The organism is Clostridium sp. CCUG 7971 (assembly GCF_017590215.1).
Taxonomy (GTDB): domain Bacteria; phylum Bacillota; class Clostridia; order Peptostreptococcales; family Peptostreptococcaceae; genus Faecalimicrobium.
Genome location: NZ_JAFFPK010000003.1, coordinates 1 through 24,320, shown reverse-complemented (window position 1 = coordinate 24,320; position 24,320 = coordinate 1). Strand labels below are relative to the sequence as shown.

Genomic DNA, 24,320 nt, shown 5'->3' with positions numbered 1-24,320 from the left:
AAAAGTAGGTTTTTCTATTATTTTTCGATTTGTACATTTATTTTTCCAAGATTTTTACTGCCCTTAGATTTTATATTAACAATAGGAATTTTTTTACTAGTTATTTCTTTATTTTCTAATTTTATATCTTCAAAACTAACATTATTAACTCCAATAGCACTAAAATCACTAGTAGCTATACTTTCATCAATTAATTTATTATCTTTAATCGTTGAGACACCTCTAGTAATTACATAACCATCATTTTCATTTTTAGATATACTTAAAGTTATAAAAATATCTTCTTTTCTTTTATCGTTTTGTTCAGGGCTATATAGCTCTCCTAAATCTAAGCTACCATTATCAGATTCTAGGCTGAATTTAAATGTATACTTATCATGGGATGGATTTTTAATTATATAACTTATATTATACATCATATCAGAAGTCATTTTTTCATTATTTTTAATATCATTTATATTAATTTTTTCTAATTTTTCATTAGATTTTGAGCATCCCGTTGTAAAAAATATAATAGTACATAAGCATAAAATAATTTTATTAAACTTTTTCATTTGTTCTCCTTTACTTAATAGAATAAATAATATTAACTATTAATCTATAGTATTTTTCTATTTCATTTGTAAAAATTTCATTAATATCATATAGTATTTGTATTATTTTACTTTTTATACAATTTATAGGAATTAAAAGTTTGTAAATTATTAATAAAGAGTACTTCTCTAATATTTTTATTATTATTTAAATAATCTTTAACATCTAAATTATAATACCTTGGATCTACAACATGAATTTTACTATAATCGTTTGTTAAAAAAGGTATAAAGCTATGAGCATAAGAATCTTTAAAAATTAGTATCTCACTAAGCTTACTTGAGTTTCCTTCAATAACTGCAAAGCCTGGATCACCATGAAGGAAATATTGATACTTATTTTTACCATTTAATTTATCTTCATCATAAAGAGTGTTAAAAGTTTTACTAAAATCCATACTCATTTTAAAGTTATTATAGTTTTTATAAGCAGATACAGCGTCACCTTTTATTTGAGGTAGTATTGCTTTTGAATAATAGGTTCCATAAAAATTATCTGCAACTTTATAATAATTGCTATATAATTTATTATCTAGATTATTATTATACATATCATCATAAGTTATTTTAGCACCAAGTTGTGTCCAGTGATGGTCAGTATTAAAGTATATATATTTATCTTTATTTTTACTCAGTATATTGTAAGGAGTATAAAAACTAAGTTTTGATAAATTAGAATTTATATTTTCTTCAATATAATTAAGTGAAGATTTTTGATTGTCAGTATATGACCAAGAAGGAAGTAAATCTTCATAAAAAGCTATTGATGTAGGTATTACCATTAATTTAGAGTTAATATTATAATTATCATAAAGATATTTAGATATATTTATTGTCTGGGAAATATTTTTATCTATATTATCTTTATTAAAGATAAATTTTTCCATAAGACGACCATTTTTACCTATATAAATATCTCTAAATTCACGATTTCCAATAGTATAATTGTACATATTCTTTAATTTAATAAAATCTGTCCTAAATGGAAATTGATCTGAAGTATAATTATCAAAGTTTTTCATAAATCTTTTACTTTTTATGCTGGGAAGAGAAAACTCAGGGAATTGAGTTAGCACTTTATTTTCAATTTCATTTATTTTTTTATCAGGAGTAGCTAGAGTAATAATAGGAACTATAAAAATAGAGCCAAAGAAAAATATAATAGTAATATATTTTAAAATATTAGATTTAAAATTTTTTGATAATGAGCTGTTAAAAGCTAATTTTTTATTCATAAGTTACTATCCTTTCTTTAAAATCTAAAATATAAAAATGGATTAAATGAAGAATCCACTAAAAATGCACAAGAAATAGTAAAACCAAATATTAAGACTATGGATCTAATATATATATTTTTATCTAATACATTTTTTATAATAGGTGTTGAAGCTATCATAGAAAGTATTAGAAGTAATATATTAGGAACTAAGTAATAATAAAAATGTTTATCAACAAAACTATTGTTTATATTAAACATAGCATTTAAATAATTAAAAATATCCTTAAAATTAGGAATATCAAATATAACAAAGCTAACTATTACTAAAAATAAAACATATAAATGTCTTAATAGTTTAGGAATATTATCAAGTACCTTAAGTAAAAACAACTTTTCCAAAACTAAAATAAATCCAAAATAAAGCCCCCATAAAATGAAATTAAAGCTAGCTCCATGCCAAAGTCCAGTTAAAAACCATACAACAAAAATATTAAAAAACCACCTAGATTTTTTGCATCTATTTCCACCAAGAGGAACATAAACATAGTCTTTAAACCATACTCCTAAAGAAATATGCCATCTTCTCCAAAACTCTGTAATTGATTTTGATACATAGGGGAAATTAAAGTTGTCTAAAAAATCAAATCCAAAAATTTTACCAAGACCTATTGCCATATCAGAGTACCCAGAAAAGTCAAAGTATATCTGAAGTGTAAAACATATAATTCCAAGCCAAGCAGTTAAGTTTGAAAGTGAACTAAAAGGAGTAGTTTTTATACTAGTCCAAATAAATCCAAGGTTATTAGCAAGTATTATTTTTTTAGATAGACCGATTATAAACCTATAGATACCTTCATAAACTTTATCTATATTATGAGTCCTATTATTTAAATCTTTACATATATCAGAGTATCTAACTATTGGACCTGCCACAAGCTGAGGAAATAATGTAACAAAAGTAGCTAGAGAAATAATACTTTTCTGAATGGGTGCATCATTTCTATAAACATCTATAGTATAGGACATAGTTTGAAATGTATAAAAGCTTATTCCAATAGGGAGAGTTATTTGAAGTAAAGGTATATTTGTATTTAAAGTGTTGTTTAAGATTGATATAATAAAATCGCTGTACTTGAAAAATCCAAGTAAGCTTAAATTTATAATAATAGATGAAATTAAAGTAAGTTTAGCTTTAAATGTTCCTCTATTATTATAAATTATCAAAGCATGTATATAATCTGAAATACACGAAAGTACCATAATAAATATATAAATTGGTTCTCCATAAGAGTAAAAAATCAAACTAAAAATTAGAAGAATAAGATTTTTAAACTTATAAGGAGATAAAAAATAGCAAATTATTACTAATGGTAAAAAATAAAATAAAAATGTTATACTGCTAAAAACCAATATATCACCAACTTTCAATTTTATTTGATATATAGTAAAAGACCTTTTTAATAAAAGGTCTTTTACTATATGTTGATAATGAAAAACTAATAATTTAATTTTTCATATATAATTATTTTATTACTTCAAGTATTTTTGCTTCAATATCCTTTGCATTAGAAGTAGCTATAAAGTAAACATAGTTACCTTTGCTTTCTAGTATAGAATTAGAAACGGCTGTAGCATTTTCTTCTCCACCGTATCCGTCAGCAAACATTCTTAAAGAATTTTCTTTATAATCTTCAATGGCTGATTTGATTTTTTCAACATCGTCAGTTTTAACTACAATTACATCTTGTAATTTTACATTTATCATAGCTTGTAGTGCAAAACCTTCTTTAATATTATCCTTTACTTTTTCAAAAGCATGAAATTCTTTAGCATCAGTATCTGAAACTGGTGTGATAGGTAAAAGAGTTTCATTATTGACAGCTTTTTTTATGTCTTCAACAGCAATATCTTTAACGTCAGACTTAGAAGAACATCCAACTAATCCAATTGATAATAAAACTGAAAATAAAACTAACAATTTTTTCATAATTCTACCTCCTAGTAAGACTCTATATTATATGCAATTTTTAAAATAAATATAATTACAATAATTTACATAATAGTCTACTATTAAATAATATAAAAATCAATGTGAAAATAAGAACTATACATATTATTTGATAAAATAAGAGTATTATTCCTAAAAAATGTAAATAATTCCTAGTGAAAGAGGTGTATATATATGAGAATACCAAAGCACGTAGGTATAATACCTGATGGAAATCGTAGATGGGCACAAAATCAGGGAATGACTAAGGAAATGGGATATGATAATGGTTTAGACCCAGGACTAGATGCATATAGAGCATGTAGGGATATGGGGGTTGATGAAGTTACATTTTATGGATTTACAACAGATAATACTAAAAGACCATCTTATCAGACAGAGGCTTTTACTAAAGCTTGTGTAGATGCAGCAAATATGCTAGTAAATGAAGGAGCGGCCCTTTTGGTAATGGGAAATACTAAATCTCCTATGTTTCCAAAAGAATTGTTGCCTTATACAAAGCGTATAGAGCCTAAAGATGGTCAAATTAAAGCAAATTTACTAGTAAATTATGGATGGCATTGGGATTTAAATACTCTAGCTGATGCACAAAATGTAAATAAAAATAACATACAAGAAAATATACAATCATTTGATATATCTAGATTGGATTTAATAATAAGATGGGGTGGAAGAAGAAGATTAAGTGGATTTTTACCAGTTCAATCTATTTATGCTGATTTTTATGTAGTAGATGAATACTGGCCAGACTTTAATAAAAATCATATATCGCAAGCTTTTGATTGGTTTAATACCCAAGATATAACATTAGGAGGATAAAGTTGTAATAATATAGAAAACTATAGGCTTAAAATGTTGAAAAATGCCTTCTAGGATGTTAAAATACAAATATATTCTAAAAGTAAATAAATCCTAGAAAGGTGAAAATATGTCAGGCAGAAAGAATAGTAATAATAGAAGAAGAAAAGTTAAGCCTAAAAAAGAAAATTAAATAAAAAGAAAATAATGATATTAATTTGTTTTTTAGGACTTTTTATATTTGGAATAACAAAAATTACACCTGGAGTAAGCCAAGCTATAAAAGATAAGGAAGAAAAGCTAGCAGCAAAAGCAGAAGATATAAAAGCAGCAGAAAAGCAATTTGAATTATCAGATGAGAAGAAAGAAAGCCTAGACAAGAAATACACCATTTTAGTAGATCCAGGTCATGGAGGTCATGATAAAGGAACACAAGATGGCACTCGTAAAATATATGAAAAAGATGTGGCATTAGAAATTGGTAAAAAAGTTGCAGCTAAACTATCAAAGCAAAATGATGTCCAAGTTATAATATCTAGAACAGAAGATAAATTCATCAGCTTAGAAGATAGAGTTAAAATGGCAAATGTACAAAAGGTAGACGCTTTAGTATCAATACATCTAAATGCTGAAGGTGGTGGAACTACCGCCAATGGAATAGAAACATATTATAGAACCGGAGCAAATGATGGCTCTGATAAGCTAGCAAAGAAAATACAGGAAACAATTGCTTCTTATATTGCTATAAAAGATAGAGGCACTCGAGAAGATATATATAAAGTGATAAAAGATACTCGTATGCCAGCTGTTTTAGTTGAGTGTGGTTTTTTAACAAACCCAAAAGAAGTTAAAAAATTATTAGATGAAAAATATCAAAATCAATTAGCAGATGGAATATCTCAAGGGGTATTATCATTTCTAGATGAACAATCAAAACGAACAAAAAACTGACTTTATATGTAAAGTCAGTTTTTTATTTTAAAATTATTTTATAGCTAAAGTAATAAATAAGTATACCGTATACTAAGATAGATATGGATATTTTAAATATAATTTTGAACATTGATTTTAGGACGAGCGCTAACATATAATAAAAAGTGACAAAAAATGTAAAAATATATAAATTATGGTTTTTAAAGGAGATTTTTATAAATTCATTAGGATATAGGGGAAATATTATGAAAATACATAAAAATATTAAAAATAGTATAGGGATATTTCTTATGGCATTAATTTTTATGATAGTAACTATTGTAGCAGTTTCATATACAAAAGAAATGTTGGAAAATAGTATAAATCAAAATAAAGAAAATATAAAAGAAATCACAATACAAATATCTCATAATATAGAAAGTAAAATAAATAACTACATTAGTGAGTTAAAATTTATAGGTAGCAAAGTTAAGTTTAATGATAATAAAGAACTTCAAATAAGTACAGATATATTAAATAATAAAGTTCAGTACAAAGAATTTAACAAAATTTTAGTTTTAGGACTAGACGGAAAAGGAAAAAATAACTTAGGTGAAGATGTCTTTTTTAAAAATGACGAAATTTTAGAAAGAACTACTAAGGAAAATAAACCTATTATACTACACTCTTCAAGAATCAAATCTTATGAAAATGATGTTGTTTTATATTCAGTGCCGATAGTAAATAATAATAAACTAATGGGTATCGTAATAGGTATAAATGATATGTCATCTCTAACTAAGGAACTAAAAAATGGAATATATGAAGGTAAAGGATGCTCATATATTATAAATAACTCAGGAGATATATTATTTTCTATACATGAACATAAGCTAAGAAAAAATGTATATGATTTTCTTGACAAAAACTCAGCGGATGAAATGAAAAGCTACCATGAAGGTAATGAATACTGGGAGGTAAGAGGAGAAATACATGGTAAAAAGAGTTACTTTGGATTCTCAAAAATAAATGATACTGATTGGTATATGGTAACATCAGTTCCTTCGAAAAATATACTTTTACAAATACAAGACAGTGCAAAGATTATGTTAAGTATATTAATAATGGTAATATTACTATCTTTAATTATTTGTAGCTACATAATAAAGATTCAAAAAAATAATGAGAAAAAGGTTATGGATATAGCATTTAAAGATAGCTTAACGGGGATTATAAACTATAATAAATTCGTTTCAGAAGCGGAGGAATATATTTTAAGGCAAAGAAGAAGAAAGTGTGTTCTTGTATGTTTTGATATAGACAAATTTAAACTTATAAATGATATATATGGATATAAAATTGGAGATGAAATATTAAAAATAATTTCTAATAACCTAAAGTATTATTTTAAAGGAGATATTGTCTATGGAAGACTTGGAGGAGATACATTTGGAGTACTCCTAGAAACTAAAGAAGAATTTAAAATAGACCAAATAGCGGAATTTATAAAGAAAAAAATAGGAAATATAGAAAGTACGAAGAATCTAAATTTAGAGATAAGCGTAGATTTATCTATAGGCATTTATAAAATAGAAAATGAGACAATAAATATGAAGAAGTTTATAGACAATGCAGATATGGCTAGGTTAAAGTCAAAGGAAACTAGGTATAGGGAATATGTAGTATTTGATGAAAATATGAGTAAAGAGAAAAAGAAAATTCTTCAAATGGAAAGAGATTTGTTTTTAGCAATAAGAAATAAAGAATTCTCTTTACATTATCAACCTAAATTCAATATAAACACAGGTAAAATAGTTGGTGCAGAAGCTTTAATAAGATGGATACACCCAACAATGGGAATGGTAAGCCCTATGGAGTTTATACCATTAGCAGAGAAAACTAGATTTATAAATAATATAGGTCAATGGGTATTTGATGAGGTATGTAAAAAACTTAGATCTTGGATTGATGAAGGCATAGAAGTTGTACCAATAGCAATAAATTTATCTAGAGTAGAGTTATATCAACAAGATTTAGTTGATATGCTTAGGTTTGGGATTAATAGATATAAAATTGATCCAAGATTAATTGAAATAGAAATAACTGAATCAACGGCATTAAATGACATTGAGTTTATAAATGAAAAGTTATCTGAAATAAAAACTTTAGGAATGAAGGTAGCGATGGATGATTTTGGAACAGGAAACTCAAATTTAAGTAGTTTAAAAGATATACAAATAGATGTATTAAAATTAGATAAATCTCTTTTATTAGATATTGAAAATAATGAGAAAACAGAGCTAATGCTAAAATCAATAGTAGACTTATCAAAGAATTTAAGTTTAAACACTGTATGCGAAGGTGTTGAAAATATGAGTCAGGTTGAAATACTCAAAGGTACAGGATGTGAAATAGTACAAGGATATGTATTTTCAAAACCAGTTGAAGTAGAAAAATATAAAAAACTATTATTAAGAAATAGAAATTGAAAAAGATGGATTCCCATCTTTTTTTATAATCACAACATATAAAATTAAGTGATATGTTAACAAATACTTTATAGATTCTCACATAAAGTATAAACTACATATACTAAAGTATATAAAATTGTGGAGGGAATAAGTATGAGAAATTCTACTTTCAATATATTAGCTTTTGATGGTGGAGGATTAAAAGGAACTTTAAGTATATGTATTTTAGAGAGAATTCAAAAGGATTTTTCAGAAATAGTTAGAACTACTAATATGATAGGCGGAACATCAACGGGGAGCCTAATAGCATTAGCTTTAGCTTATGGAGTAAGTCCAAGTACTATAAAAGAGTTTTATTCAGTAGAAAATTCAAAATATATATTTGATAAGTCTCATTCAGAAATGATAAGACCTAAATATAATAATGATCATTTAAAAGAAGTTTTATTAGAAATATTTCCTATAGATTTAAAATTAAAGGATTTAGGGAAATTAGTAGTTATACCAAGTTTTTATATAGGAAATGAAAGTAGCTCATGGAAGCCGATTTTTTATAATAATATACCAAACTCACCAACAGAAGATGCAAGGGTAATAGATGTAGCTATGAGCAGTAGTGCAGCTCCAGTGTTTTTTCCAACATATAAATACCATATAGATGGAGGGATAATAGCAACAGACCCAAGTTTATCATGCATATTATATGCTATGGGAAAAGAGTTAGATAAGAAGGGATCTGATATGAGACTTTTATCAATTGGGACTGGATATAACCATAATAGTATAAAAGAAGACACAACTTCATGGGGTGCAATAGATTGGATAATGAGCAAAAATCCAGACCTTCCTATAATAGAAGTAACTTTAGAGGGAAATTCTCAAACTAGTCAAATATTTTCAAAGAAACTATTAGAAGATAATTATCATAGAATAAATCCAAAAATAAATAAAGACATAGCTATGGATGACTGTGGGTCTATAGATTATTTACTTGAAGTTGGAGAGAGTTGTGATTTAGAAGAAACTATTAAATGGCTAAAAGAGAAATGGAATTAATATAAAACATAACATATTTGGAGGGAGAATATGGGGGAAGAACTAGGGGAGACAAGTAGTGATAATTTTTACATATCAAAAAATTATGAGGATAGTTTGGATGTAGTCACTAAAAAAACAAAAGGAATTTATTATACACCTAAAAAGATAGTAGATTATATTATAAAGAAAACTATAAGGAGTCATGATGTAGTAAAAAATCCATATCCAAAAATTTTAGATATATCTTGTGGTTGTGGAAATTTTTTATTAGAAGTATATGATGTTCTTTATGATTTATTTGAAGAAAATATATATGAATTAAAAATAAAATATGGTGATAAGTATTGGAAAACTGATAATATTCATAATCATATAATAAGCAATTGTATATATGGATGTGATATAGATAATGACGCTATAGATATATTAATAAGAAGTCTTAAGAATAAAGATAAAGATTTAAAAGTAGAAAAAATAAATATAGAATGTGTAGATTCATTGATTAAAGAATTTAATAATGAATTTGACTATATTATAGGAAATCCTCCTTATGTAGGTCAAAAATCACTTGATAACAAATATAAAAAGATGCTATTAGAAAAATATTTTCAAGTATATAAAGGCAAGTCTGATTTATATTTTTGTTTTTATCAAAAAATAATAGATTTATTAAAGAAAGGTGGTATAGGAAGTGTTATAACGCCAAGATACTTTTTAGAGAGCCCATCTGGTATAGATCTAAGAAATTATGTAAATGAAAATGTATCAATAGATGAAATAGTAGATTTTTCCGGTGTGAATATATTTAAAAATATTGGAGTTTCAAGCTGTATATTTACATTTAAAAAAGAATATAAGGTAAATAATTATATAGATATATTTAAGCTAAAAGATGAAAACTTAGATATATCAAAAGATAAATATTTAGAGTATTACCTTGAGAGTAAATACTTTGAAAACTTCAAATTAAAGCAGTCTAATTTAAATGATGAATGGATAATAGTAAATGAGGATGAGAAAAAATTTTATGAAAATATAAATTCAAAATGTAGCTATATATTAGATGATATATGCACAAGCTTTCAAGGAATTATAACAGGATGTGATAAAGCTTTCGTAATAAAAAATGATAATAAAGATTTAAAAAAAATAAATAAAAATCTCTTAAAGCCTTGGGTGAAAAATAAAAACATATGTAAATATATAGTTGAAGATAGTAAATTTAACCTAATATATTCTAATGATATAGATGATGAAGATAATTATAGTTTTGAATTAAATAATTATATAGGAAACTATAAAGAAAAATTATTAAATAGAAGAGAATGTAAAAAAAATATTCGAAAGTGGTATGAATTACAGTGGGGTAGGGACAAAAGTTTATTTGAAAGAAAAAAGATAATGTATCCTTATAAATCTATGGAAAATAGGTTTGCAATAGACTACAAAAATAGATATTGTAGTGCAGATGTTTATTCATTTTTCATAAAAGATGAGTACTTAAATGAATTTTCATATGAGTATTTAGTAGGTGTATTAAATAGTGATATATATGATAAATATTTTAAAATTACAGCTAAAAAAATGAGTAAAAAAATATATGATTATTACCCAAATAAAGTAATGAAGATGAAAGTATTTAAAGATTATAATTACAGTAAAATTGAATCTTTATCAAAAGAAATAATAAATTTATTAAATAAAAAATATAAAAATGAAAATGATAATAATAATGTATTTAAATTGCAAGATGAAATTAACAAACTAGTTGAAAAATCTCTATTCCTATAATCACTAATAATCATAAAGTGTCATATGATTAATAAGAAAACATTTATTAGGAGGCAAATTTATGATTAGTGCTAGAGTATCAGAAAACGAAAAAATAGTATATGTAGATGTTAGTGGATATATAACTAGTAGAGATGCTAGTGATTTTATGCAAAATTACAGACAAATGACTAAAGGAGTTAAAACTTCACAGTATAGATTAGTAGTTACGCCATCAGTATTTGAATGTGAGAATAACGAAGATATAAGAACTGTTTGTATGTCTTTTGTAAAAAGTGGATATAAAAAAATGTATTTAGTAGATCCAAGAAACTATATAATGGGTAGTTTATCACTTGGGACTTTAGAAAAGAAATTATTTACAAAATCTGTTAAAATAATAAGCAGTGTAAATGATATAAAATAAAATAATAAATTATTTTGATTATAAAAATTTGAAAGATATATACTTTTTTTATATTTTTATGATAAAATATAGTCAGATTAATAGAAAGTATATATCTTTCACATCAAAATAGGTGATGACTATGAAAGGTTTAGTATTAGAAGGTGGGGGCACTAAAGGTGCATATCAAATAGGAGCGTATAAAGCTTTAAGAGATTTAGGACTTGAATTTCAAGGAGTAGCAGGAACTTCAATAGGAGCTTTAAATGGAGCATACATAATACAAAATGATATTGAAGTTATGGAAGATATTTGGATGACTTATGATTATACTCATTTTATGAATATAGATGAGGAAAGTTATGAAAAATATAAAAATATCGACTTTACTGCTAAAAATTTTAATACAGTCATAGAATTAATTAATAAAGCTAGAAAGAATGAAGGCATTGATATTAGCCCACTAAGAGCGTTGTTAGAGAAAACGTTAAATGAAGATGCTATTAGAAAAGCAAATAAGGATTTTGGTTTAATGACAGTTTACTGGGATAAAAGAATTAATCCATATCCAAGGTATTTAGAAGATATACCAAATGGAAAATTAATAGACTATTTAATAGCAAGTTCAAGTTTACCTATTTTTAAATTAGATAAACTTGATGATAAACTTTATTTAGATGGAATGTTTTCTGACAATATGCCAATAAGTCTTATAGAAACTAAGGGATATAAAGATATCGTTGTTATTAGACTTTTAGATGACTTTATTGGAAAAATGAATTTAAATAAATATCAAGAACATACTGATATAAATATTAAAACAATAATACCTTCCCAGTATCTAGGAGGATCTTTAAATAAAGACAAAGAAAGCGTATCTAAAAACATAAACTTAGGTTATTTAGATGCCATGAAATCATACGATAGATACGAGGGAGTTAAATATTATTTTAATGTAGATTATAAATATGATGAAGATTATTGCTTTAACAAATTTGTAAATCTAGATAAAGAAACAATAGAAATTTTACTAAATTTATTAGGTATAAAAAAAGACCCATCACTTAGAACTTTGATGGAAAGTATAATACCTAGAGTTGGAGAGTTACTTAACTTACCAAAAGAATTTTCATATAAAGATTTATTTTACAGTATATATGAAAAAAAACTTGAGGAAAGTAGTATAAATAGATTGAAACTTTATGATTTTAATAAAGTAGTGGATGTTGTTAATAAAAATATGAATCCTAATAAAAATTTAATTTTAGATTTAGAGACAAAGCCTATATTATCTTTGCAAAAAAACAAAATGAGTAAAATTATGACAAATTGTTTTATAAAAGATTTTAAAAATCAAGGTTAAGGATAGACATTAGAAAAGTGGGACAAAAATAGAACCATAGGACAAAAAAAGACAAGTATTAATACTAATACTTAAAAATCTATTTACTAAATGTTAATAAAGTAAACAATACTTTAAGAATAAATTTATTGGAGGTTTTTTAAAATGGAAAAAATAGTTAGTATAAAAAATGCAAGTGGATTACATGCTAGACCAGCAGGAATGTTTGTTAAGAAAGCTGCTGAATTTAAATCTACAGTAGAAGTTGTAGCTAAAGGAAAAACTGTAAATGCTAAATCAATAATGGGTATAATGAGCTTAGGATTAGCTCAAGGAGATGAATTAACAGTAGTTGCAAACGGTGAAGACCAAGAATCAGCAGTTAATGCATTAGTTGAATTAGTTGAAGGTGGATTTGGAGAATAATAATTAAACCTCGGTTTATTCCGGGGTTTTATTTGGTATATAAAATATATAAGCACAAATAAGTAAACTTTTGGAGGGTATATATATGTACAAAGGAACAGGAGCATCTCCTGGAATAGCTCTAGGAAAAGCATTAGTAGTTGAACATAGTGAATTAGTTATAGAAAAAAGAAATGTAGAAGATGTTGAAGCTGAAGTAGCTAAGCTACAAAAAGCCGTAGAAATTTCAACAGAGGAATTAACTAAGGTTAAGGAAAAAGCTTTCAATGAATTAGGAGAGCATGAAGCTGAAATATTTGAAGCTCACTTATTAGTTTTAGCTGACCCGGAATTAGTAGACTCTGCTATATCTAAAATAAGAGACGAAAAGGTAAATGCTGATTTTGCTTTAAATGAAATAAAAGAAATGTTCGTAGGTATGTTTGAAGCTATGGACAATGAATATATGAGAGAAAGAGCAGCAGATATAAAAGATGTTACAAATCGAGTACTTAGACATATATTAGGAGTTAAGGTTGTTGATTTAGCAGGATTAGATGAAGAAGTCGTGTTAATAGCTCATGACTTAACGCCATCGGATACTGCTACAATGAACAAAAAAATGGTTTTAGGTTTTTTAACTGATATAGGTGGAAGAACTTCTCATACAGCTATAATGGCTAGAACTTTAGAAATAGCAGCTGTAGTCGGACTTAATGATATAACTAAAACAGTCAAAGATGGAGACTTTATAGTATTTAATGGAGATACAGGAGAAGTTATAGTAAATCCAGATGAAGAAACTAAATCTAAATATGCTAAATTAAAGTCTGAATTTGAAGAATACAGAAAATCTTTAGAATTATTAAAAGGAAAACCATCTATAACTTTAGATGGAAGACATGTAGAATTAGCAGGAAATATAGGAAGTCCTAACGATGTAGAAGGATTAATAAAGAACGATGCTGAAGGTGTTGGACTTTATAGAACCGAATTCTTATACATGGATAAAGAAGATGCGTTCCCAACAGAAGAAGAACAATATGAAGCTTATAAAGCTGTACTTGAGGGGATGAATGGAAAGCCTATAGTAATAAGAACATTAGATATAGGTGGAGATAAGGAATTACCATATTTTGAAATGGAACCTGAAATGAATCCATTCTTAGGATACAGAGCTATAAGACTTTGTTTAGATAGAACTGATATATTTAAAACTCAATTAAGAGCTTTATATAGAGCAAGTATTCATGGAAAATTAAGAATAATGTTCCCTATGATATCATCTCTAGAAGAATTATTAGCAGCTAAAGAAGTTATAAAAGAAGTCTTACTTGAACTTGATAATGAAGGTATAGCTTATGCTAAAGATGTAGAAGTAGGTATGATGATAGAAATACCATCATCCGCTATTATAACTGACATATTAGCTAAGCATGTTGACTTCTTCTCAATAGGAACAAATGATTTAATTCAATATACTTGTGCAGTAGATAGAATGAACCAAAAGATAAGTCACTTATATAACCAATTTAACCCAGCAGTACTTAGACTTATAAAAATGACAATAGATAATGCTCATAAAGAAGGAAAATGGGTAGGAATGTGTGGAGAATCTGCAGGAGATCAAAGAATGATACCAATACTACTTGGATTTGGTCTTGATGAATTCTCAATGAGTCCAATATCTATACTTCCAGCAAGAAAATTAATAACTTCTGTAAAACATGAAGATATGAAGAAATTTGCTGATGAAATATTAGCTATGGGTACAGCAAAAGAAATAAAAGACTACGTAGATAAAACGTTTAATATGTAATTAATATATAAAGACCGCTAAATTAGCGGTCTTTTTTGTATAATAAAATTATATAGGAAATAGTTAATAGGATAAATTTTAAGATATAATGTATATATATAAACTAAATAAGGATGATGATATGAAAAAGAAAATTAAAGTAGAAAAGCCAAAATTTTTAGAAGAACTAGAAATAATTGAAGATATATACTCAGAGATAGAAAAAGATGAAACTATAAGAAATAAAGTAATACAAGACATATCTATAAGTGATATACAAGGTATAAGAATAAGCTTAGATGGATGTGTGTTTAAGAATGTAGATTTTTATGAATGTGATTTTAGCAAAATTGATTTGCTAGATGTAGTATTTGAAAACTGTGATTTATCGAATATATCTTTCAATGACTCAAGTATTTATAGAGTTGAATTTAAAAATTGTAAATTAATAGGATCTAGATTTGAAGATTGCGTAATAAAAAATGTAACTTTTGATAATGTATTAGGAAAGTATATTAATTTTTCTTTCTCAAAATTTAAAGGCGTTGAAATAAAAGAATGTAATTTAGATAGCTCAGTATTTCAGGAAATTATAAATGAAGGTATATTACTTGAAAATAATGAACTTAAAAATTCGAACTTTCATAAGGCAAAATTAAATGGAGTAGATTTTAGAACTTGTAATATAGAAGAAATTGAAGTTGGAATTAATGAAGTTTCTGGTGCTATTTTTAATATGGAACAAGCTCTAGAATTAACAAAACTTATGAAAATTATAATAAAATAATGTATGGAATCATTTATCATAATTAGTATATAGATAATAAAGAAGTACTATATAAAAATAATTATATTATAAATTTTGATAAAATTTTAGAAATATAAATTATTTAAATAATTACATTATATTATTGTTTTAATAAATTAATTTAAGTTAATTTAATAAGATTCCTAATTTAAATAAGTAAATGTGAAAAATATAGTAAAGTGTTTTTTAATATTTAGAAAAATTAAAAAATAAAATTATTGACAGATAAAAAATGATAGATTATCATTACTATAACATAAATAAGTGCTTAGAAAGTAAAGACTTTGAAGGGAAGAGTAAATATAGAATGTAGTCAAAGCGAATTGGTGATAGTGAGAGTCCAATACGAAGTCTGTATCGAAGAACATCCTGGAGTTGCTAACCGAAATCTCGTTTTGATAGTAGGCTTAGACGGAACCAAACCGTTATCAAATTGGAATGTAATGAGATTAAAACCTCGCTACATTATAAGGAGAACTTGAATTTATTCAAGTTAATCAGGGTGGTACCGCGGAAATGATAGCTTTTCGTCCCTATATTTTAAATATAGGGATGGAAAGCTTTTTTTATTGTATGACGTCATGCTTTATAAAAAATATAATATAAGGAGTGAAATAAAAATGTCTTTAATGATACCAAAAGAATATAAAAATAGTTTAGGAATAATACAAACTCAACAAGCGATAAAAGATTTAAAGGATTTCTTTGAAAAGAGGTTAGGTGAAGAATTAAAACTTACAAGAGTATCATCGCCTTTATTTGTACTACCAGAATCAGGTACAAACGATGACTTAAATGGAATAGAAAAAGCTGTAAGCTTTGAAGTTCCTGATATGGGAAAAAAAGCAGAGATTGTTCAATCGTTAGCTAAATGGAAAAGAATGGCTCTTAAAAAGTATGGATTTGAGGCAGGAAAAGGTCTATACACAGATATGAACGCCATAAGAAAAGATGAAGAATTAGATAACATACATTCTATATATGTAGACCAATGGGATTGGGAAGTTATAATAGATAAAAGTGATCGTAATAAAGAAACCTTAAAAGAAGTAGTAAATAAAATTTATAGAGTATTTAAAGAAACAGAACAACATGTTAGTGGTATATATCCAGAAATAAAGAGAGTCTTACCAGAAGAAATAACTTTTATTACTTCACAAGAATTATTAGATATGTATCCAGAATTAACTCCAAAGGAAAGAGAAAATAAGATAGTAAAAGACAAAGGTGCAGTATTCTTAATGCAAATAGGAAGAGTTCTTTCAACAGGAGATAAACATGATGGAAGAAGTCCAGACTATGATGATTGGGATTTAAACGGAGATATACTTTTCTATAACCCAGTATTAGATAATGCAATAGAATTATCATCAATGGGAATAAGAGTAGATGAAGAAAGTTTAGATAGACAATTAAGAGTATCAGGTTGTGATGAAAGACGTAAATTAGACTATCATAAAGCTTTATTAAATGGAGAATTACCATACACTATAGGTGGGGGAATAGGTCAATCTAGAATATGTATGTACTTCTTAAATAAAGCACATATAGGTGAAGTTCAAGTAGGAATATGGCCAAAAGATATGATAGAAGAATGTAGCGAAGCTGGAATACATCTACTTTAATGATTTGTAATATTTATCATATTTATTAAAACCTATATATAAGCTATAATATACTTTAAGTAAGACCTGTGAAATCGGCATTAGCTATAGTATTTATAGAGGTGATAAATATGAAAAAATAATGAAATTTATAGATTTTCTTTTAGATGGATTAAAAAGGATATTAGTAAGATTTAAAAATGCTAAGTTTGGATTACTTTTTATTATAAACATATTTAGCATACCAGATTTTATTACAGATAGAAATGTTAGTATAATTAGTAAGTTTAAAGTAATATTTTCTCTAGGAATCGCAATTTTATATATGGTATCTGGAATAGATTTTATACCAGAAATGATAACTGGTATATTTGGATTTATAGATGATATATTAGTAGTGGTTTGGAGTTTAGGAATTGTTAATGAAGAATTAGCGAAATATAAAAAAAGTATAAAAGAAAACATTGATCCGAATATAATTGAAGGTGTAAATTTTCATATAAAAAATGACAAAGAGTAGCGAATGATTTTCGCTACTTTTTATATAAATATTTTACAAAAAAATGTTTGTGAAAAATTAGATAAATCTGAAAATTCAATATGGAAAACGATGTTTTTAAACCGAAATACCCAAAAAACATTATAAAAATACATTAAAAAATAAATAAACTTAAAATATTAGGGAAAACGTTGACTTTTTATGTAGAAGAGATTATTATAGATGTGGGGAAAGGTTAGACAAAATAACTTGAGAGGAGTAATATCATATGAAGAAAAAGAAAATAGGATTAGTTCCTAAGTTAATCATGGGTATCATAGCCGGTATATTAATCGGTTCTTACGCACCAGAAATGGCCGTAAAAATATTAGTAACAGCAAGTACTTTATTCTCAGCTTTCTTAAAGTTCGTAATACCATTTATAATAATCGGATTCGTAACTGCAGGTATAGCTGACTTAGCAACAGGGGCAGGGAAATTATTAGGTATAACTACAGGAATAGCTTACGGATCAACAGTAGTTGCTGGTCTTTTAGCTTTCGCAGTGGCATCATTCATATTCCCATCTTTCATAGGTGCAGATGCTGCAAGACAAATAGGAGATCCAGAAGCTGGATTGTTATCTCCGATATTCACTATACCATTAGCACCAATGGTTGATGTAACAGCAGCAATAGTATTTGCATTCATGTTAGGTCTTGGAATATCAGCTTTAAGAAACAATGGAAAAGGTGAAACATTATATAAAATGTCTCAAGAATTCCAAGAGATAGTAACAAAGACATTATCAACAATAATAATACCATTATTACCATTATATATAGCAGGAACATTTGCCAATATAACTAAAGCAGGACAAGTTTGGTCTATATTAGGAGTATTCTGGAAGGTTTACTTAGTAGTAATACCTCTACACTTAATATACTTAACTATACAATTTACAGCAGCAGGAGCTATATCAGGAAAGAATCCTTTCAAGATGTTAAAGAACCAAATACCAGGTTACTTAACAGCTGTAGGAACTCAATCTTCAGCAGCTACTATACCAGTAAACGTAGAATGTGCTTCTAAAAATGGAGTTAGTAAAGAAATAAGAGAATTCTGTGTACCTTTATGTGCAACAATTCACTTATCAGGAAGTATAATATCAGTTACATCATTTGCTGTTGCGGTATTAATGATGAATGGTATGGATCATAGTATATCAACTATATTACCTTTCATATTAATGTTAGGAATAGCAATGGTTGCAGCACCAGGAGCACCAGGTGGAGCAATAATGAGTGCACTTCCATTCTTACCAATGATAGGTATACCATCAGATGGTGGACTTGCAAGTTTAATGATAGCTCTATACTTAACTCAAGATAGTTTCGGAACAGCTGCAAACGTATCAGGAGATAACGCAATAGCTGTAGTAGTGGATCATATAAACTCAAAATCAGTTAAAAAAACTGCTTAATTTGAATTTAAGCTAAATATAGAAAATGGGTATTTCATTAATTATTAATGAAATACCCATTTTTAGTTATGGTAAAACTAATAAAAAACTATCTCTTATATGAGATAGTTTTTTATATATAACTATATTTTAAATTCTTTATTTAAGCAATCTATAAGTAATCTATTTTCATCAGGTTTTAAAATACAAACTCTAAAGAAAAACTCATCTAACCCTTCGAAAGATGAACAATCTCTGATAATAATTTTTTGTGGAATTAATTTTTCTCGAAGCTCTTTAGCAGTTAATGATTTTGATTTTATTTTGCATAAAATAAAATTACCTTGAGTTTCATAAACTTCTAATTGTTTTATAGAGCAAAGCTTATTTATTAAATAATTTCTTTCATTAGTCATTAAATTAACTGTATCATATATAAATTCATTATCAGTAAACATAATTTCACCCATAATAGATGCAAATATATTTATATTCCATAAATCTAAATTAGAGTTTATACCTTCTTTAATATTTTTATTAGATATAAGTCCATATCCAAGTCTAATACCAGGTGTTGAGAAAAATTTTGAAGTTCCTCTTATAATAAATAGATTATCGTATTTATCTACTAAAGAAGTAGAAGAGTAGACATCTGTATTTGTAAATTCTATGTAAGTTTCGTCTATCATAACAAAACTATTAATAGATTTTGAAAGCGCTTCCATTTCATCTCTAGAAAAAGTAAAGCCAGTAGGATTGTTAGGATTACATATAACCACTAAATCGTAGTTATCTTTATTAATAGTTTCTACAAGATTATTTATATCTATTTTAAAATTATTTTCTGTTTTTGAAAAATACTTTGTTATATCACAATTGATTTTTTTTAGTTCTTTTTCATATTCAGAATAAACAGGTACAATTAATAAAGACTTTTTAGGGTTTACAGTTTTTATAAAAGCAGATATTAATTCTGTTGCACCACTACCAAGGACGATATTATCTTTTAAACAGTTACAATAACTTGATATAGACGATTTTAAGCTTAAATAGCTTGGATCTGGATATCTAGATACCATATCAATGTTTTTAATAATATAATCTTTAGCAGCCTTTGATGAACCAAATGGATTTATATTTGAGCTAAAATCCATAAATTCATCCTTTGAAAAGCCATATTGTTTTGATAAGTCATATAAATTTGCTCCATGGTTAACATTTTGCATAAAAGCACCTCCCATTTAAAAATACTAACATCTAAGTTTGAGCAACGGACGAAGTCGTTGGCGACATGAGTGAAGCTAATTTTTTATATATAAACTAATTATATATCTAAATTATAGCTTTCATATACTTTTTCAAAATCTTTTGAAGTAAAGACTAACTCATCGAAAGTTTTATAATAAAATTCAACACCCTTACAAGACATAGTATTTAATATATTACCTAAGTTAGAGTTAGAATTATCTAATATTATAGTATGATAATTGCATAAGTTATTTTCGGAATCAGTTAAAACCTTCCAAAATAAATCTTTTATTTCTTCATTTTTTAAATTAAGAAATAAATTAGTAAAGAAATTTCTATCTTTTAAATGGAAATATAATTTGCTAGCTTCTACACAGCCACATTTTAAGTCATTTAAATTATATTCTTTAGCTTCTCTTTCACTATATTCATCCAATTTTGTAAGAAGTTCATTATATATAAAACTCCAATTATCTATATTTTCATCCATAGTTGTAGTTTTACTTTCAATTGAATGTAAAAGTAATTTTAAATCATTTTGTGTCAAAAACATAAAAAATACACTCCTATTTTTATAAATTCAGTATATATAGTTGTAATATATATAATTATAATATATATCGTAGAAATAAATAAGATATTTAAAAATAAATTTATATATACGAATTATAATACTAAAAAATAAAAAAATATTCTAAATAAGTGTAAAGTATGATATAATCGTTATGTCATAACATACGGAAAATAGGAGGATTACTATGTTAAAAATTACAGAAGTAATGATATCTGAAGAAGAATTAGCTAAAAAGGTAAGTGAACTAGCTAAACAAATAGAAAAAGATTTTGAAGGACAATCTTTATTAGTAGTAGGTATACTTAAAGGTGCAAGTGTATTTGTATCTGATTTAATAAGAAAAATAAACTTAGATGTAAATATAGATTTCATGAGTGTTTCAAGTTATGGTAATTCAACTGAAAGTTCAGGAACTGTAAAAATTTTAAAAGATTTAGACGTTGATATAGAAGGAAAAAACGTATTAATCGTCGAAGATATAATAGATTCTGGTTTAACTCTAAGCAATTTAGTTGCAGCACTTCAAACTAGAAATCCAAAAGAATTAAAAATATGTACATTATTAGATAAGCCTCAAAGAAGAACGGCTAATATACCAGTAGACTACGTAGGATTTGTTATAGAAGATAAATTCATAGTAGGATATGGAATTGACTGGGCTGAAAAGTACAGAAATCTACCATATATAGGAGTAGTAGGAGAGTAGAAACATTAAATTTCTAAAAGTTAATTTTTATAGAGCACTAATCTAAATAGATTAGTGCTTATTTTGTATATATAAATATTTGAAAAATGTATGTGAGGAAGTGAATGTTTATTGTATAAAGGTATGTATTTATAATGAAAATTTAGGTATAATTGCATAAGAGAGAATTAAACAGGAGGATAATGCTATGGATATTCAATTAAGTATATTACAATTTTTTCAAAGTATAAGAAATCCAATTTTAAATGTAGTATTTTTAATATTTACAATAAGTACAGAATTGCCAGTATTAGTATTATTTACGGCGACAATGTATTGGTGTATTAATAAAAAATATGGTCAAAAAATACTATTTGCTTTAGTTGGAAATATAACTTTAAATACAGCAGTAAAAGAATTTGTAAGAGCACCAAGACCAATAGGTATAAAAGGGATAGATTCTATGCGTACATCAACTGCAACAGGATACTCTTTCCCAAGCGGACATACTCAAAGTGCAACAACATTTTGGGTAAGTATAATGACTATATTTAAAAATAGTTGGGTTTATATATTAGGAATAATAATGATTCTAGGTATAGGCATATCTAGATTATATTTAGCAGTACATTGGCCAATAGATGTACTTTGTGGATGGATATTTGGGATAGTATTTACTATTTTCCTTGGTAAAGTATTTGATTATGTAGATAATAACAAATCATATGGAGTACTTTTCTTATTACTAATACCATTTGCAGCAGCAGTATATTTAGTAAATAGTACAGAGTATATAAAAATACTTGGACTACTTACAGGATTTATACTGGGGTATATAGTTGAGGACAAGTTTATAAAGTTCGAAACCGGACAAACTAATAAAAAAATAGATTTCAGTGGGAAATCTAATAAATCAAGAAAAAATAAAAGTAGATTAATTATAAATTTATATAGATTAATTATAGGTATATCAACACTAGCTTTAGCTTATGTAGGATTAAAATACATAATGCCAAGTAGTTATATATTTGATTATATAAGATATGCTCTAGTTGTATTTTATGCAGTTGCTGGAGTTCCAGCTGTATTTAAAATGCTTAATCTAGATTAGAATTAACATATAAATACGTAAATATGAGGTGGAAATTTGAAAAAAGTAGTAGTAATAGGAGCAGGAGCAGCAGGAATGGTTGCAGCATCAGTTGCAGCTGATAGAGGATTAGATGTTATACTTCTTGAAAAAAACCATAGGGTTGGTAGAAAAATACTTATAACAGGAAAAGGTAGATGTAATATAACTAGCGACTGTGATATAGAGGAATTAATAGAAAATGTACCTACAAATGGTAAATTTTTATATAGCGCATTTTATACATTTACAAATGATGATGTAATTCAGATGTTTAATAATTTAGGAGTTAAAACTAAAACTGAAAGAGGAAAAAGAGTTTTTCCAGAAAGTGATAAAGCTCACGATATTGCTAATGCTCTTGAAAAGCAAGTAAAAAATAAAAAAGTAAATTTAGAGTTGAATGCAAATGTAGATAAAATAGTAGCTAAAAACAATAAAATAGAAAAAGTAGTACTAAAAAATAAGAGAGAAATAAAATGTGATGCTGTTATAGTTGCAACAGGAGGGCTAAGTTATCCACTGACTGGCTCAACAGGAGATGGATATAACTTTGCTAAATCTCTTGGACATACTATAGTAGATACTAAGCCGTCATTAATAGGAATAGAAGTTCAGGAAAAATTTGTATCAGACCTTGAAAAATTATCTTTAAGAAATATAGCTATTACAGTTTATAATAGCAAAAATAAAAAAGTATATGATGATTTTGGAGAACTTGAATTTACAAAATCTGGACTTGATGGACCTGTAATAAAATCAGCTAGTTGTAGAATGAAAGATACTACTAAAGAAAACTATAAGATAGTAATAGATTTAAAACCTGCATTAGATGAAGAAAAGTTAGATAAAAGAATTCAAAAGGATTTTCAAAAGTATACTAATAAGAAATTTGAAAAAGCATTAGATGACTTATTGCCAAAAAAATTAATACCAATAATAATTGATTTAAGTGATATAGATAAAGAAATGGTAGTTCATCAAATATCTAGAGAACAAAGAAAAAATTTGGTTAAACTATTAAAGAATCTTACTTTCACAGTAAAAAGATATAGACCGATAGAAGAAGCTATAATAACTTCAGGTGGAGTAAAGGTAAATGAAATAAACTCAAGTACTATGGAATCTAAATTAGTAGAAGGTTTATACTTTGCAGGTGAAGTTATAGATGTAGATGCATATACAGGAGGATTTAATCTTCAAATTGCATTTTCTACAGGATACTTAGCTGGATATTATTGCTAATAAAAAAATAAATATTGTAAAAAATTACCTGAATGAAAAAATGATAATTTCACATAATACTATCAAGAAACAAAATTAAATGAAAGAAGGTAATCAACATGGCAAGCAATAATAACAACAACAAAACAGTAGTACCAGGAGCTAAACAAGCATTAAACCAAATGAAATTAGAAATAGCTAATGAATTAGGTATGACTAACTATCAACAAGTTGATAAAGGAAACCTTACAGCTAGAGAGAATGGTTATGTAGGTGGATACATGACTAAAAAATTAGTTGAAATGGCTGAACAACAAATGGCAGGAAAACAACAACAATAATTAAAAA

The 24,320-nt window shown here is 26.3% G+C and carries 23 protein-coding genes and 1 other annotated feature; of the genes, 17 read left to right on the top strand and 6 right to left on the bottom strand.

The genetic code is table 11. From position 1 onward, the window contains the following. Positions 1–17 precede the first annotated feature (17 nt). From JWF52_RS00485 to JWF52_RS00470, 4 genes are all read right to left on the bottom strand, one after another. Positions 18–554 carry a hypothetical protein gene (locus tag JWF52_RS00485; RefSeq protein ID WP_208331416.1) on the bottom strand — a complete coding sequence of 179 codons (537 nt, stop codon included), beginning with the start codon at positions 552–554 and terminating at the stop codon, positions 18–20. A 107-nt stretch (positions 555–661) separates the two neighbouring features. Continuing rightward, positions 662–1,828, bottom strand: a complete 1,167-nt coding sequence (locus JWF52_RS00480; RefSeq protein WP_208331415.1) for a DHHW family protein — start codon at positions 1,826–1,828, stop codon at positions 662–664. A gap of 17 nt (positions 1,829–1,845) precedes the next feature. Beyond that, on the bottom strand, positions 1,846–3,072 hold the full coding sequence (locus JWF52_RS00475) for an MBOAT family O-acyltransferase (RefSeq protein WP_353654845.1): 1,227 nt from the start codon (positions 3,070–3,072) through the stop codon (positions 1,846–1,848). A gap of 262 nt (positions 3,073–3,334) precedes the next feature. Continuing rightward, entirely contained in the window at positions 3,335–3,799 is a 465-nt protein-coding gene (locus tag JWF52_RS00470; RefSeq protein ID WP_208331413.1) for a DUF4358 domain-containing protein, read from the bottom strand. Between the two features lie 195 nt (positions 3,800–3,994). On the opposite strand from JWF52_RS00470, the gene uppS reads away from it, so the two are divergent. The 13 genes from uppS to JWF52_RS00405 all read left to right on the top strand — a co-directional run bounded on the left by uppS (position 3,995) and on the right by JWF52_RS00405 (position 19,133). Further along, a complete protein-coding gene (uppS, locus tag JWF52_RS00465) occupies positions 3,995–4,639 on the top strand; it encodes a polyprenyl diphosphate synthase (RefSeq protein ID WP_208331412.1) in 645 nt (214 codons plus the stop codon). Between the two features lie 186 nt (positions 4,640–4,825). Next, positions 4,826–5,569, top strand: a complete 744-nt coding sequence (locus JWF52_RS00460; RefSeq protein WP_208331411.1) for an N-acetylmuramoyl-L-alanine amidase — start codon at positions 4,826–4,828, stop codon at positions 5,567–5,569. Positions 5,570–5,796: 227 nt separating this feature from the next. After that, on the top strand, positions 5,797–8,019 hold the full coding sequence (locus tag JWF52_RS00455) for a bifunctional diguanylate cyclase/phosphodiesterase (RefSeq protein ID WP_208331410.1): 2,223 nt from the start codon (positions 5,797–5,799) through the stop codon (positions 8,017–8,019). 135 nt (positions 8,020–8,154) lie between these two features. Further along, a complete protein-coding gene (locus JWF52_RS00450; RefSeq protein ID WP_208331409.1) occupies positions 8,155–9,057 on the top strand; it encodes a patatin-like phospholipase family protein in 903 nt (300 codons plus the stop codon). A gap of 30 nt (positions 9,058–9,087) precedes the next feature. Then, positions 9,088–10,830 (top strand): Eco57I restriction-modification methylase domain-containing protein, encoded by a 1,743-nt coding sequence (locus JWF52_RS00445; RefSeq protein ID WP_208331408.1) that lies wholly within the window; start codon positions 9,088–9,090, stop codon positions 10,828–10,830. 61 nt (positions 10,831–10,891) lie between these two features. Further along, positions 10,892–11,236 (top strand): hypothetical protein, encoded by a 345-nt coding sequence (locus JWF52_RS00440; protein ID WP_208331407.1) that lies wholly within the window; start codon positions 10,892–10,894, stop codon positions 11,234–11,236. A 121-nt stretch (positions 11,237–11,357) separates the two neighbouring features. Continuing rightward, positions 11,358–12,578: a patatin-like phospholipase family protein gene (locus JWF52_RS00435; protein WP_208331406.1), complete on the top strand. Its 1,221-nt coding sequence runs from the start codon at positions 11,358–11,360 to the stop codon at positions 12,576–12,578. Positions 12,579–12,722: 144 nt separating this feature from the next. Continuing rightward, the gene (locus JWF52_RS00430; RefSeq protein ID WP_208331405.1) at positions 12,723–12,983 is read left to right on the top strand and encodes an HPr family phosphocarrier protein; all 261 of its coding nucleotides are present in this window, start codon (positions 12,723–12,725) and stop codon (positions 12,981–12,983) included. A gap of 85 nt (positions 12,984–13,068) precedes the next feature. Next, a complete protein-coding gene (ptsP, locus tag JWF52_RS00425) occupies positions 13,069–14,781 on the top strand; it encodes a phosphoenolpyruvate--protein phosphotransferase (protein ID WP_208331404.1) in 1,713 nt (570 codons plus the stop codon). A gap of 121 nt (positions 14,782–14,902) precedes the next feature. Further along, complete coding sequence (locus JWF52_RS00420; protein ID WP_208331403.1) at positions 14,903–15,547, top strand: pentapeptide repeat-containing protein; 645 nt, start codon at positions 14,903–14,905, stop codon at positions 15,545–15,547. Positions 15,548–15,843: 296 nt separating this feature from the next. Further along, positions 15,844–16,106: a binding site (T-box leader), on the top strand. An 82-nt stretch (positions 16,107–16,188) separates the two neighbouring features. Then, positions 16,189–17,193 carry an aspartate--ammonia ligase gene (gene asnA, locus JWF52_RS00415; protein ID WP_208331402.1) on the top strand — a complete coding sequence of 335 codons (1,005 nt, stop codon included), beginning with the start codon at positions 16,189–16,191 and terminating at the stop codon, positions 17,191–17,193. 121 nt (positions 17,194–17,314) lie between these two features. Then, positions 17,315–17,692, top strand: a complete 378-nt coding sequence (locus JWF52_RS00410) for a YkvA family protein (RefSeq protein ID WP_208331401.1) — start codon at positions 17,315–17,317, stop codon at positions 17,690–17,692. A 247-nt stretch (positions 17,693–17,939) separates the two neighbouring features. Continuing rightward, a complete protein-coding gene (locus JWF52_RS00405; RefSeq protein ID WP_208331400.1) occupies positions 17,940–19,133 on the top strand; it encodes a dicarboxylate/amino acid:cation symporter in 1,194 nt (397 codons plus the stop codon). A gap of 122 nt (positions 19,134–19,255) precedes the next feature. On the opposite strand, the gene JWF52_RS00400 is transcribed toward JWF52_RS00405, so the two are convergent. After that, on the bottom strand, positions 19,256–20,338 hold the full coding sequence (locus JWF52_RS00400; protein WP_208331399.1) for a pyridoxal phosphate-dependent aminotransferase: 1,083 nt from the start codon (positions 20,336–20,338) through the stop codon (positions 19,256–19,258). A gap of 98 nt (positions 20,339–20,436) precedes the next feature. After that, on the bottom strand, positions 20,437–20,913 hold the full coding sequence (locus JWF52_RS00395; protein WP_208331398.1) for a hypothetical protein: 477 nt from the start codon (positions 20,911–20,913) through the stop codon (positions 20,437–20,439). A 205-nt stretch (positions 20,914–21,118) separates the two neighbouring features. On the opposite strand from JWF52_RS00395, the gene hpt reads away from it, so the two are divergent. From hpt to JWF52_RS00375, 4 genes are all read left to right on the top strand, one after another. After that, complete coding sequence (hpt, locus tag JWF52_RS00390; protein ID WP_208331397.1) at positions 21,119–21,640, top strand: hypoxanthine phosphoribosyltransferase; 522 nt, start codon at positions 21,119–21,121, stop codon at positions 21,638–21,640. A 187-nt stretch (positions 21,641–21,827) separates the two neighbouring features. Next, positions 21,828–22,730 (top strand): phosphatase PAP2 family protein, encoded by a 903-nt coding sequence (locus JWF52_RS00385; protein ID WP_208331396.1) that lies wholly within the window; start codon positions 21,828–21,830, stop codon positions 22,728–22,730. Between the two features lie 36 nt (positions 22,731–22,766). After that, entirely contained in the window at positions 22,767–23,993 is a 1,227-nt protein-coding gene (locus JWF52_RS00380; protein WP_208331395.1) for a BaiN/RdsA family NAD(P)/FAD-dependent oxidoreductase, read from the top strand. 98 nt (positions 23,994–24,091) lie between these two features. Continuing rightward, complete coding sequence (locus JWF52_RS00375) at positions 24,092–24,313, top strand: alpha/beta-type small acid-soluble spore protein (RefSeq protein WP_208331394.1); 222 nt, start codon at positions 24,092–24,094, stop codon at positions 24,311–24,313. Positions 24,314–24,320: the final 7 nt, after the last annotated feature.